The sequence below is a fragment of the Bradyrhizobium sp. USDA 4369 genome (genome assembly GCF_054056435.1).
Genome location: NZ_JBSRYH010000001.1, coordinates 1386649 through 1399161 on the forward strand (window position 1 = coordinate 1386649; position 12513 = coordinate 1399161).

13 protein-coding genes are annotated in these 12513 nt (G+C 61.9%); 7 read left to right on the plus strand and 6 right to left on the minus strand.

Annotated elements, in window-relative coordinates:
* Positions 1-148 precede the first annotated feature (148 nt).
* Entirely contained in the window at positions 149-1978 is a 1830-nt protein-coding gene (locus ACVIJ6_RS06360) for a hypothetical protein (protein WP_456771977.1), read from the plus strand.
* Positions 1979-1987: 9 nt separating this feature from the next.
* Here ACVIJ6_RS06360 and ACVIJ6_RS06365 read toward each other — a convergent pair whose 3' ends face one another.
* The gene (locus ACVIJ6_RS06365; RefSeq protein ID WP_456771978.1) at positions 1988-2137 is read right to left on the minus strand and encodes a hypothetical protein; all 150 of its coding nucleotides are present in this window, start codon (positions 2135-2137) and stop codon (positions 1988-1990) included.
* On the opposite strand from ACVIJ6_RS06365, the gene ACVIJ6_RS06370 reads away from it, so the two are divergent.
* Positions 2136-3389, plus strand: coding sequence for a glycosyltransferase family 4 protein (locus tag ACVIJ6_RS06370; protein ID WP_456771979.1), 1254 nt, complete (start codon positions 2136-2138; stop codon positions 3387-3389). The two genes, ACVIJ6_RS06365 and ACVIJ6_RS06370, sit on opposite strands and share 2 nt — an antisense overlap.
* A 62-nt stretch (positions 3390-3451) precedes the next feature.
* On the opposite strand, the gene xrt is transcribed toward ACVIJ6_RS06370, so the two are convergent.
* The 3 genes from xrt to ACVIJ6_RS06385 all read right to left on the minus strand — a co-directional run bounded on the left by xrt (position 3452) and on the right by ACVIJ6_RS06385 (position 5628).
* On the minus strand, positions 3452-4285 hold the full coding sequence (gene xrt, locus ACVIJ6_RS06375; RefSeq protein WP_456771980.1) for an exosortase: 834 nt from the start codon (positions 4283-4285) through the stop codon (positions 3452-3454).
* 175 nt (positions 4286-4460) lie between these two features.
* Positions 4461-4712, minus strand: a complete 252-nt coding sequence (locus tag ACVIJ6_RS06380) for an XrtV sorting system accessory protein (RefSeq protein ID WP_250172487.1) — start codon at positions 4710-4712, stop codon at positions 4461-4463.
* Between the two features lie 37 nt (positions 4713-4749).
* Positions 4750-5628 carry a hypothetical protein gene (locus ACVIJ6_RS06385; protein ID WP_456771981.1) on the minus strand — a complete coding sequence of 293 codons (879 nt, stop codon included), beginning with the start codon at positions 5626-5628 and terminating at the stop codon, positions 4750-4752.
* Between the two features lie 236 nt (positions 5629-5864).
* On the opposite strand from ACVIJ6_RS06385, the gene epsI reads away from it, so the two are divergent.
* Positions 5865-6557: an exosortase-associated protein EpsI, V-type gene (gene epsI, locus ACVIJ6_RS06390; RefSeq protein ID WP_456771982.1), complete on the plus strand. Its 693-nt coding sequence runs from the start codon at positions 5865-5867 to the stop codon at positions 6555-6557.
* Between the two features lie 72 nt (positions 6558-6629).
* Positions 6630-7268, plus strand: coding sequence for a S1 family peptidase (locus ACVIJ6_RS06395; RefSeq protein WP_456771983.1), 639 nt, complete (start codon positions 6630-6632; stop codon positions 7266-7268).
* Between the two features lie 12 nt (positions 7269-7280).
* Here ACVIJ6_RS06395 and ACVIJ6_RS06400 read toward each other — a convergent pair whose 3' ends face one another.
* Both ACVIJ6_RS06400 and ACVIJ6_RS06405 read right to left on the minus strand, forming a co-directional pair.
* The gene (locus ACVIJ6_RS06400) at positions 7281-8171 is read right to left on the minus strand and encodes a CpsD/CapB family tyrosine-protein kinase (protein ID WP_456771984.1); all 891 of its coding nucleotides are present in this window, start codon (positions 8169-8171) and stop codon (positions 7281-7283) included.
* Positions 8126-9430, minus strand: coding sequence for a GumC family protein (locus tag ACVIJ6_RS06405; RefSeq protein ID WP_456771985.1), 1305 nt, complete (start codon positions 9428-9430; stop codon positions 8126-8128). The genes ACVIJ6_RS06400 and ACVIJ6_RS06405 overlap by 46 nt, the downstream gene beginning before the upstream one ends.
* A 201-nt stretch (positions 9431-9631) precedes the next feature.
* Between ACVIJ6_RS06405 and ACVIJ6_RS06410 the strand changes: the two genes are divergently transcribed.
* From ACVIJ6_RS06410 to ACVIJ6_RS06420, 3 genes are all read left to right on the plus strand, one after another.
* Positions 9632-10477, plus strand: a complete 846-nt coding sequence (locus ACVIJ6_RS06410) for an ExeA family protein (RefSeq protein ID WP_012041317.1) — start codon at positions 9632-9634, stop codon at positions 10475-10477.
* Between the two features lie 115 nt (positions 10478-10592).
* A complete protein-coding gene (locus tag ACVIJ6_RS06415) occupies positions 10593-11234 on the plus strand; it encodes a polysaccharide biosynthesis/export family protein (RefSeq protein WP_456771986.1) in 642 nt (213 codons plus the stop codon).
* Between the two features lie 107 nt (positions 11235-11341).
* Entirely contained in the window at positions 11342-12496 is a 1155-nt protein-coding gene (locus tag ACVIJ6_RS06420; protein ID WP_456771987.1) for a hypothetical protein, read from the plus strand.
* The last annotated feature ends 17 nt before the right edge of the window (positions 12497-12513 follow it).

Consider the following 12513-nt stretch of genomic DNA (forward strand, 5'->3'; position numbering starts at 1 on the left):
TACGACCCTATTGTGGCGACCGTCGTTGTCCCGCTGAGTATTTTTTGTCGATATGGCCGTGGATCCCACGCGAACGCCCAGTCACTTTGACCTTCTCACGCAGCCGTTTCGACTCCTGCGCATCGATCCCGCGGCCTCCAAGCAAGCTGTGAGCGAGGCCCTTCATCTTGCTCAAGAGGCGCATATCGCTTCGCCGAGCGAGATCCTGGCAGCGCACGACGCTCTCTCCGACCTCAACACGCGCCTCTTCCACGAACTGACATATCCGCTGAGCTGCTCGCCCACCGAGACGACGGCATTCTATCTTGCGCTCGACAACGATGTTCCGCTCGACGATGCGCTGTCCTTTGCGCAGAGCTTGGCTCCGCTCGATCGCGCCAATCTTCTTGCGCATCTCGCAAGCCATCGACCCGCGCCCGGCGAACTGCTCACCGATCTGATCTCGGCCCAGGCCGCGATCGACGTCAACGAGGTCTATGCGAATCTCAAGGCCGCGCGTCAGAGCGCGGAGCTTCCGCCTCCGTCGCTCGCCAATGTCCATGCTGTGCTGGGGCCTGTTCTCGAATTGCATCTGGCAGCTGCGCTCGACGGCTATGAGACGGTCTGGGACGCCGCGCCGGCGATGCTGGACTGCGCCATCCAAATCCTCTCGGCAAAGGACACCCATCGCTGGACGCGGCTTGACGTGCTGCTCGACAACTACCAGAGCGCGATCGACGGACCGCGCCGGGATGCCGGAGGTTTCATCGAACGGGTCTGCGCGTTGCTGCATGAGCACCCGAAAGACGTGGCGCTGCAGGAGCGCCTCAGGGAATCCGTTCATCTCTGGACGTCGCTTTGCCGCCCGCTGCTGGCTCGGCAGCTCACATCCGGCCCAGATGTCGACTTCGATACGCCGCTCGGCGCGATCCGTGAACTCATTGCATTCCTCGCGCAGGCCGGCGAATCCAAGGCCGCATTGGCAATCAGCGATGCCAGCAGCGTGATCTTCGCTGCCGTCCCGACCACGATGGACCAGCTGAGCGCCGACGCCCGCCTGCTGTCCCGACTGGCCGTGACGGCCCAGCTCGAAGAGCTGAGTACGGCGATCGAGAGCGCGCAAGCCAATCTCCCGGACATCATTGCAGCGTTGGAAAGCTCCGGCTTCGGCGAGCGGTCTGTCGGGCCCGCACGCGCCCTTTGGAATGCCTTTGTCCAGACCACCAAGATCGCCGAGCCGGCCTCGCGCGAGCTGGGCTGGAAGAGGATGCATCAGTTCACGCTCAGCCTGAGCAACGCGCCGCAAGCGGGCAAAGCGGTGATCGCACTCATCTCCGGATTGATCGTCTATGGCGAGGCGAACGCGGCGCCTCCCGCGCTGCTCAAGGAGATGCGGAACAGCCTGAAGTTCATGCAATCCTTCGTTGGAGCCGTGCCTCCCCAGAGCAGCCGCAAGCCGGTCGCGCCGCCCGCCAAGCCAGTGACCCGACGCCGTCGTCTGGCCGACGTTCTTCTCGGACGCATCCGTCGAATGGGCCTGCGTCGAAAGAAAAGTGCGCGCCCCAGCCTGCGCCGACGGCTGTTGCGCCCGTTGGCGCTCGGCGCGGCCGGCCTGGTCGCCATCATGCTCGGTGGCGCCGCGATCAACCTCAGCGCGCATTGGCTCCGCGGCATTTCGTCGGATTTCACGTCATCGGCCGCAACCGCCGACCCGCCTCCCCTGGCCCTCCAGACGAAGCCGCCGGTCGGCACCGGACAACGCCTGGAATTGGACGCGGTCCGCTATTGTCATTTCCAGAAGGAACGGCTGCGGCTGATCAAGCAATGGATCAAGACGCCGGAACAGGCCCGTCATCTGAACCTGCTCGTCGTGGACTACAATTCCCGCTGCTCGGACTTCTTCTATCGCGACGATGACCTGCGGAAGGTTCAGACCGAACTCGAGGCGAACGCGCCGCGTCTCGAGTTTGAGGCCAGGCAACTCATCGCGGGATGGTAATGGCGCCAGTCAGCCGCTAGATTGTCGCGAGATATTGAGGGCGATGATCACGAGACGCGCAGGCGGATCCACGTCCAACACCGCCTCTTCCAACACCACCCTCTCAACAGCGGCCGCCGCGCCGGAAGCCGATCGATCCACCGCAAAAAGCCAGCTCATGCGCATCGTCATCGTCGCCAGCAATGCATCTCGCCGGTTCGGCGGCGAAGCGTTCATCCCGTTCAACTATTTCAGGCTGCTGCTGGCCCGCGGAGAGGACGTGCATCTCGTCGCCCATGCGCGCAACCGCGAAGAGCTGTCTCACGAATTTCCGCATCACGCAGACCGGCTGCATTTTGCGCCAGATACAGCGTTCCACCGCGCCATGAACCGGCTGAGTCGCCTGCTTCCCAGACGCGTAGCGGACATCACCTGCGGCATGCTCGTGCATCTCAGCACGCAAGTCGCGCAACGCCGCCTGATCCGTGACCTCATGAAACAAGGATGCGTCGACGTCGTTCATGAACCGATCCCGGTGTCGCCGAAGACGCCATCCTTGATGTACGGGCTGGGCACCGCGGTCGTGGTCGGACCGCTCAATGGCGGAATGGAGTATCCGGACGCGTTCCACAGGGAGCAGGACGTTCTATCTATCGTTGCACTCAGGTTTGGACGCTTTCTTGCCCGCTTCGCCCATGCGATCTTTCCCGGTAAGCTGCGCGCTGACGTCGTTCTCGTCGCGAATCAGCGCACGCGCCGTGCCTTGCCCAAGGGCGTCACAGGCAAGGTCGTCGAGCTCGTCGAGAACGGCGTGGATTTTTCGATCTGGCGCCGCGCCAACAAAACGGACGATAGCGACGAGACGAAGGTGAAGTTCATCTTCGTCGGCCGCCTGGTCGACTGGAAGGCGGTCGACATCGTCATCGAGGCGATGGCCCGACTATCGGATCGCGCGTCGCTCGCCCTCGAGATCGTCGGCGACGGTCCGATGCGCAAGAGCTGGGAGGCCCTCGCCGAAAGCCGGGGCGTCGCGTCACAGATCGCATTTTCCGGCTGGATGCCGCAGGAAGCCTGCGCAGAGCGAATGCGGGCGTCGGACGCGCTGGTGTTACCCAGCCTGTTCGAATGCGGCGGGGCGGTGGTGCTGGAGGCAATGGCCATGGCGCTGCCGGTGATCGCCACGGATTGGGGCGGACCGATCGACTACCTCAACTCCAGCTGCGGCATCTTGGTGAAACCGGACTCCCGCGAAGCGTTGATCAACGGCTTCGCCAATGCCATGAGCACGCTTGCGGCCTCGGCGTCGCTGCGTCGCCGGCTGGGCCAAGCCGGCTACGAACGCGCCCGCGATCACTTCGATTGGGATCGAAAGATCGCGCAGATTCTGGCCGTGTATCGTACGGCAGCCGCGCAGACAGCCTCTGAAAAATAGTAGCTGCTCTGGAAAGGTGCTGGTCTATCACTCAGCGCCAGAGCACGACACGCATCATCTATCTAAGGCGTGACCAATCGCGTGCTGCGCCGGCCGAACAGCTTCATCAGCAGACTGATCGCGCCGTCGGCCAGGAACATCAGGACCACGGCCACGACGAACAGCGCGACGCCGGTCAGATCGTGCAGCGGTCCCTCCATCCTGTCGACGCCGCCGTAATAGGCGATCAGCACCAGTGAGGTGACCCGCAGGAAATTCGCGAACACTGTGATGGGGATGATCAGGAGCAGCAGAGCGATCGCCCTGATCTTCTCGTTCCATCGGAAGGCGTAGACGTAGAAGACACCCAGCGCCGAGAGAACGAAGATCGAATTCAGGCCTGAGCAGGCATCCTGCACCAGGAGTTGATAGGGGCCGATCAGAATGACGACGCCGTTCTGGGCGATCGGATAGCCGGCGCTGTAGAGCAGCTGCGTGACGGAGTCCGAGATGAACACCTTGAGCGGGATCGTCGCGGCATCCACCATCCAGCCTGGCGCAGGCGCCGAGAAGATCAGGAAGCCGATCGGGAAGGCCAGGACCCGCAGCAGCCGCCAGCCGGCGAGCAACAACACGAGGCCAGCGATGACGGGGATTTCCGAGGCGACCTCGAGAAACCAGACATCCTGGTTGCGCGCCAGGACCAGGAGGCAAAGCCCGGACAAAAGGGACATCCAGCCGGGCAGCGGAGCCGGACGTAGTTCGGCATTCCAGATCAGCGCGCGTGACCGCCAAGCCAGCCATGCCGATGCGGCGATGATCAACGGCCCATGCCCCTCCTGCTCGGTCCGCCAGGGTCCCTGGGCCAGAGTGATGAAGGTCGGCGTGTAAGCAATCGCAAATGAAACGGCGATCACTGCGGGCCAAAACCACCGTCGCGAGGCAGGCGCCCAGGACGCCGCACTGGTATCAAAATAGGTCATTACGCCCGAAATCTCTTACCAGAAAGCCGCCAAGGCGTAGCATCGGGCGGAAAGCAGCGCAATGGCACCACCCGGTGTGTGGTTTTCGCGGCCGCGCGACCTTTCGTCCTCAGCCGGCGCGGACCGTGAGAAACGCATAGGCCGCGCCCGCTGCGATCAGCAGCAAGGCAGGCAGCGGCCAGCCATTGTTGCCCAACTGGTTCGCGCCTGCGAAAGCAACCGCGCTGAGCGCAAACCGCAGCAGGGTGCGCGGCTCCCGGTCCGACCACACGAAGAACGCGATCACCATCGCCAGGAAGCAGAACACAGTCAGAATATCGAACGGTTCGTTCATGGTCATCACGGCCCAGATCGGCGACAATCCTCAGCTTCTGCGCTGCGGCCCCCCGTGTTTCAGATCATTTGGGAGCCTGAAGCTTCATGATCTCGGCATAGTCGCCTTCATATTTGGCAGCCAGCACGGCCTCGACGGACGCCAGGCTCGCCTCCGACCTTGCGAGATCGACCTGCATGGCCTGACGCGCCAGCCGGGCTGCGGCCTCACCCTCGAGCGGCCTGGTCTCGACCGCGTTGACCTTGAAGAACACGCTGTTCGGCTGGCCCCGCAGCAGGAAGATATCATCCGCTTGACGCTGCCTGATGCGATCGAACACATCAGCCGGGATATCGGCGCTGCTCAGGGCTCCAGTGGAGCGCGAATGAGCGATTCCGAGTGCCGTCAGCTTCTGCGCCACCTCGTCGAGCGACTTCATCTCGCGTGTCGCCTCGAACACATCCTGCGAGGCCGCATTGGTCGGCACCACGATCTGCTCAATATTGGCAACCTGGCGGTTGGCGAATTTCATCGGATTGCTGCTGATATAGGCGTCGACATCGCTTCCCACGATGGCCGAGCTCTTCTTGGCCACTTCGCGCGAAGCCGCCGCCTTGGCAAGAACCGTCTCGCGCGCGCGCAGCAGATCGAGCAGAACGGTAGGCTCACGGTCGAGCTTGGCATCCAGGGCCTGGCGGACGAGATATTTCCGCGACACCAGCTCTCCGAGCACCTGCCGGACCACCGCGGGATCCTTGCGCTTGTCGGCGGGCACCTGAGCGACGCGAAACTCATTGTCGAGCTCCTGCGTGGTGACGACATCCTCGCCGAGACGCGCGACGATCTGGCTCTTCGCCGCGTCGGCCTTCTCCTCAGCCTTCTTGCTGCATCCAATCAGAGCGACGCTGCATAATGCGATCGATGCAGCAAGACGACGCGCGCGGCTGAGCCTGACCATGCTCATGAAATAGCTCCAAAACGAAGAAATGCCTTTGTCGAAGTCGCGTAGCTTTGTCGGGTCGTTCTGTCGCATCGCCAGCGGCCTTCGCCGCGCGCTCGACATTTGACCGGACCCGTTCGTATCGCCATCTCCGGCACCGGTCGAGGTCCTCGACCAAACTTGAGAAAATCGGTCTTCTATGGTGATATTCAGCGGCAGTCCGGCTATACGGCCTGCGGGTTCGTATCCGAGGCTCCGCGATGAAAGTCAATCCGGTTCAAGCTCTGCTCGCAGCGCTCGCCATCTTGTGCGCAGCGCTTCTGGCCGAGACGCTGCGGCCGCGGGAACTGATGGCGAATGCCTCCACCGTGCCCAATCTCGAACAGGTCATCCCGACCAAGTTCGGCGAATGGACCCTGGTCCCGAATGTCGGCCTGGTCACGCCGGACCCCGGCGGCTTTGTCGAGGACGCGTCGGTCAAGATCTACAGCCAGGAAGTCGGACGCGGCTACATGGATCGCGCCGGCAACATCGTGATGCTGCTGGTGGCTTATGGACCGGTGCAGGATTATCGCCTGAAGGCCCACCTTCCCGAGGTCTGCTACGGCGCTGCCGGCTTTCGTGTCACCGAGAAGAAGCTGAGCTCGGTGTCCTACCGCTCCGAGGCCAGTCCTTTGCCGCTGAGCCGGGTCACGGCCACCAAAGAGGGGCGCTTTGAGCCGGTGACCTACTGGATCCGCATCGGCAATGACGTCGTCACCGGCGTTTTCGATCGGCAGCTTGCCCGCATGAAATACGGCCTTATGGGCCTCATTCCCGACGGGGCGCTGTTTCGCGTGTCCACCGTGGGCATCTCCGAAGATGCCGCCTACCGGCTGCAGGCCAGGTTCATTCAGGATCTGATCAAGGCCATCGGCCCGAACAATGAGAAGTTCTTCGTCGGCGCGACCTGAGAACGGACCATGATCTCCGCCCTCTCCTGCGCCGCGAGATGTTTCGGGTGGTGCCTGTTATTCAGCTTCAGCTTGACCGTCGCTGCGACCAGGGCCGCTGACCGCCCAAGCTCGCTCCTGCCGTTTGCGGTGGCGATCAACTCGGCCCAGGAGGTCCGCATCGGCAGCGGGATCTATCTCGGGAAGGGCTGGGTTCTGACGGCCTCGCATGTCGTCGGAAACAGGTGGCAGGTTCCACTGGTGTCGATTGCAGGCAAGCGCCTGCCCGCCAGGATCGTGAAGCAGGAGCCGTTCGAAGCCTCCGACCTGACATTGCTTGCGATTGACGATCACGATCTGGCGCCGGAGATCCGAAGCCTGCGGATCGACCTGTGCAAAACCCCTCCATCACCTGGCGAACGGGTGATCAGCGTCACGCCGGAACAGGAGGTCGCGACCGAGATCCTGTCGCCGATCTGGCTGCCGCAGGACGCGCGAAAGTTCGATACGCTGATCAAGGATGTCGCGAGCACCGGCAATTCGGGGTCCGGCATCTTCGATGCGGACGCGCAGTGCCTCCTCGGCATCGTGAGCCGGAAGATCTCGCAGTCGTTCCAACCGGCGGCGGGCAGCGGTCAGCAGCCCGCGATATTCGACCTTGCGAAGTATTTCGTCCCGGCCGCCAGGATCGCCGAGTTCATTCCGGCCGGCCTGCTCGAGACCTCTCCCTGACGAAGCGAAGCCTCAGCTCGACCCATAATGATAGCCGTAGCCGTAATAGCTTTCGGTTCGTTCTGAGACCTTGTTCACCAGGACACGGACGATCGGAGCCGACTTCAGGTGCTTGTAGCATTCCTTGATGTCGGGCAGCGTGGACGTTCCCACCGCGGTGACCAGCAGAATCGATTCCAGCCAGGGCAGGATCGCGAGCACGTCATCGCCGATCAGGACGGGCGGCAGATCCAGGATGATCACGTAAGACCTGAAATCCCGCTTCAGGGTCTCGATCAGCGAGGTCATCGCCTGCGACGCCATCCACTCGGCCGAGCCGGAGCGGCAGACTTCACCAGGCAGAACCAGCAACTCATTGTCCTGGATGGAGGTCCGAACCATCGTGCTGCTGAGTCCGGCTCGCACCTGGAGCACGCTCAGGATGCCGTTCTTGGCCTCAATGCCGAGATAATCGGCGACCTTGGGCTTCATCATGTCCATGTCGATGAGCAGCACCGATCGCTCCGGCAGGCGGGCGATGCTCATGGCCAGGTTGCATGCGGTCACCGTCTTGCCGCAGCCCGCCGTCGGCGAGGTAATGGCCAGGATCTGCCAGCCCTGGTCATCCATCGCCTGCAGCACCTGGGTTCTCAGCATGTCGTAATAGCGACCGCTTTCCAGCATCGGATCGTGGGCAACGATCCGCTTGGACTCGAGATGCGCCGCCCTGAGCTTGACTTCACGGTAGACGATTTCGGCGCCCGCCGAAGCCTCGGGTGTGAATGGATCAAGCGAAGCGTCTTTCGAACTCAAACGCGCCGACCTGGCTCGCTCGAGCGCCTGCCTTATCGGATCCAAAATCTCTTCTCCAACTGAAGCTATCGAAACAATCCGACGCGTGCTTTGGCGATCATCAGGTCCCAAGGCAGCAGCACAAAGGCAAGCACGGCAACCAAAACCACGAAACCAACGCCTGCGGCGATCAGGAGACGCGTACGCCGCTTGCTTCGCAACACCTCGCCCTTGGTCACGATGTACGGAAGAGCCACGACAAAGTGGCTGTCGAACAGACCATAGATGTCGGCGGTGCGCCGAATCGTCTTGTCCAACATCTCCAGCAGCAGGGTCAAGCCGCCGCCGACGCCCAAGCCGAGCAACAGGCTGAGACTGAGGATCTTGCGCCGGTTGGGACGAATCGGCTCCTGGGGAACTGCGGGCTGCTCCAGGACTTCGAATTTTTCCGACTGCTGATTCTTCTCCAGGGCCTCGCCCAGCTGGGCCGCGGCATATTTGGCGCTGGCGTTTTCGAGGTTCTTCTGAATCGCCTCGCGCTGCGACTGCAGCGCGTCCAGGTTCACGCCATTAGAGTTCGACGGAGCCAGCGACTTCTCGGCAGCCTCGATCTGCCGCTTGAGCGCTTTCATCATCGGATGCTTGTCCGAATAGATCGCGCTCTTCTGCGCATATTCCGCCCGCATCTGCGCCAGCGGATCGATCGCGCCCGCGCTGGGGGTGCCCTGGGTTTCCTTGGCCTGGGCGATCTTCGATTCCAGGGCCGCACTCTCCGCCTGAAGACGCTCGACCTCACGCCCGAGGAACTTGGTGGTATCCGACGCGCGGCTGGTTCGATCGCGGATATCTTCGTTGAGAATTCGGGTGACCAGCTCGTTGGCGACGCCGGCGGCCAGGTTCGGGTTGGAATCCTCATATCCCACGGTGAAAACAATCGTGGGATTCTCGGTGCGCCGGGAAAACGACAGCGTCTGATTGATGATGGTGATGGAGGTCTTCGCCTTCATCAGGTCGACGAGCTGCGTCGGCGACATCAGGTTCCGCTGTGCTTGGAACAGCTGGAACTTGTCGACGATGGCGATCAGATTGTCGCGCGTCATCAGACGCTGCTCGATCACCTGGATACGTTCCTGAGCGGCGCTTGTGACAGTCGGCCGCACCAGCTCGGTCGGAATCAGCTGCGACTGAACCAGGATCTTGCCTTCCGACAGGTAAGTCGGCGGCCAGACCAAAGCGACGCCGGCGCCTGCAGAAACGATCACGATCAGCGGCAGCAGAAGATACAGAAACCTGCGCTTGAAGATCTCCCAATAGAATGACGGCCTGAGGAGATTGCTCTGGCGATCGTCACCCGTCTCGGCGTCATCCTCGTAGTTAACCTTCTGAAGCATCGGCAAGCGAATCGGGCCCTACGGGTGAGTATCCCAGTTGCAAATAACGTACCATTTCTATATGAAAAAGTGGATGACATTTAGACCATTGCGCTGCCGAACCACAATAAGTTTGTTAAGCTGTATTACCGCGAGATCACTTGGCGCCAACAATGGCGAAGAGGGATGATCTGAGACGGCGCAGGCTTTCAAGGAACAGCGATGTACGAGGCGTATTATGGGTTTCGCGAGAAGCCCTTTACGATCCTACCGGACCCCGACCTGATCTATTGGGGCAATATGCATCGCATGGCCTATACCATGCTCGAATTCGGTGTGACGAACAATGCCGGGTTCACCGTGATCACCGGCGGCATCGGCTGCGGCAAGACCACCCTGCTCCGGCACCTGCTGAAGAAGCTCAGCCCCAACGTCACCATGGGACTGATCTCGAATTCACCGCAGGGCCGTCACGAGCTGCTGCAGTGGATCCTGATGTCGTTCAACCAGCCGTTCGACGGTGATTATCCGACGCTCTTCAAGAGGCTGCAGGAATTTCTCTATCGTCAGTACACGGGACGTCGCCGCGCCATTCTGATCATCGACGAGGCCCAGAATCTCGGTCTTGATGCGCTCGAGCATCTGCGGATGCTGTCCAACATCAATGCGGACAAGCACCAGATCCTGCATTTGATCATCGTTGGCCAGCCGCAATTGCGCGATCTTCTGCTCAATCCGCAGCTTCATCAATTCGCCCAGCGGATCTCGTCCGACTTCCATCTGCAGCCGCTGAGCCCCAGCGAGGTCGCGAATTATATCGCGTTCCGGGTGACGGAGGCCGGCTCTGACCGAATCATGTTCACCCTCGACGCTGCGGCGAAGATCGCCGAAGCCAGCGGAGGCGTGCCCCGGACCATCAACATCCTGTGCGACACCGCTCTCGTATACGGATATGCGAACGGCATCGACGTGATTTCCGGCGACATCGTCGAAGACGTTATTGCAGATAAGCAACAGTTCAGCATTTTGCCGCTGCACAAGCCGTCCAAAATCGCTAAGTATAGGTAGTATCAACGGTTTTCCTGGACACTACCAACCCACAAACGGCGCCGCAAGGGCTCTTCAGGCTTGCGCCGTGGGGCATCGCTATCCATAGTGGGCGCGGAATTGACACAAAATTGCTTTGCGTCTGCACGGGCAGATTGAACGGACGATGCGTAGACTGATTGCATGGATCGGGATTTTGCTCATGTCGGCGGGCGCAAGCTTCGCCCAGAGCAGCGACGTATCTCCGGTCACACTCAAGCCGGGCGACACGCTGTCGATCACCGTCCTGCAAGACCCCAAATTCGACCGCACGGTGATCGTCGATCCCAACGGCCAGATTGCCTTTCCGTTGGCGGGCCACATCACGGTGAGCGGGTTGACGCCACAGCGGTTGGAACGCGTGCTCAAGAGCAGGCTGCAGCGCAATTACAAGGATGCCGGCGAGCTGGAGGTGACGGTTGCGCTCACCAACGCGGCCAAGCCTGACGTTCCCGAAGATGATCTGAAGCCGAAGATCTTCATCACCGGCGAGGTTCTTCGCCCCGGCCCCTATGCCATTCGCCAGGCCACGACCCTGGTGCAGGCGCTGTCGCTCGCGGGCGGCCTGGGACCCTTTGCCGCACGGCGCAGAATCCAGGTTCGCCGCGGCACCGGCGCCAACGAGCAGATTTTCTCGTTCGACTACAAGAGCTACGAGTCGGGCGGGAGCCCTGAGTCCAATATCTCGCTCCAGGCCGGCGACGTGATCATCGTGCCGGAACGCGGCTTCCTGGAGTGACCATGTTCGAGGGCGCACGGGTGAAACGGATTACGCCCATCGTTGCGGTCTGCCTTGGGCTGCTGCCGCGCTCGGCTTTGGCCTGGGACTGGTCATTGAGCTCGACGATGAGCGAGACGGTCGAGTTCAACGACAATCTGTTCATGCGCAACATGTTGGCGGGCGGGACCTTCGGCTCCTACACCACCGTGACCGCGAATGCCGTCGCAGTGACCCCGACCTCCCGCCTGACCATCGACAGTGACGTCGGGTACCGGAAATATTGGGGCGGGACCAACGGCATTACGCAGACCGAATCCGACTCGGTCGGCATCAACGCGCATTATGAAGACCGGGGAAAGGTGCCGGGCGACAGGAATTTCCTCGACGGTAACTTTCGGCGCTCCAGCGCCGTGGTCGCGGTTCTCGGCGATCTCGGCCTGCCGACCACCGTTCATGGCGACGTCAATCGGACCGGGGTGAGAGGCGGAATCCAGCGGAGCCTCTCGGCGCTCGACACGGTTTCCTTCGCGGTCGGCTCGACGCTGACGACCTACGATCCCGCCAGCAGCGGGACGCAGTTCACCGATACGAGCGCCGCAGCGAGCTGGAGCCACCGCATCGACCCGATGACCACCGTCTCGGTGTCGTCCCAGGCGCAGTGGCTGAACTACGACTCCACGCCGCGATCGAGCGTCGTGCTGGTGACCACCACGGGCGGTTTCGAATCCTCGTTCTCTCCGGTATTCACCTACGGCGCCAATGCCGGTGCGGTCTACGCGACGGCGGATGCCGGCACGCCTGTCTTCCCGCTCGCTGGCCCGTTCCGACCGACTGTGACCGGCGGGTCCTCGGTGGGCTTCGTCGCCAACGCGCACGCCATCTACCGGATCACCAAGAACACCACGCTGAATGTGCTGGCGGCGCAGACGACGTCGCCTGCGATCACCGGCGCCTTGACCAAGCGGACGACGTTCCGTGCCGGCGTCACGCAGATGATCAATGCGCGTTCGAGCGTTTCCGTTGCCGGCGATGTGTCCCGCCAGACCTCATCCGGAGCGACCAATGATTTCGTCTCCGGCAGCGTCTCTTACGCCTACCAGATCGCCCGCGATTGGAATGCGTCGTTCACCTACCGTTATCTTCACCGCACCGCCACGACGGGAAATGCGCTGCTTGATCCGCTGACAGGCCTGCCGCTCACCAATGGCGGAGCCGCTAGCTCCAACAGCCTGATGGTCACGGTCGCCAAGACGGCGACCATCATCCCTCTCGATAATTGATCAGACCCCGGCTTGTC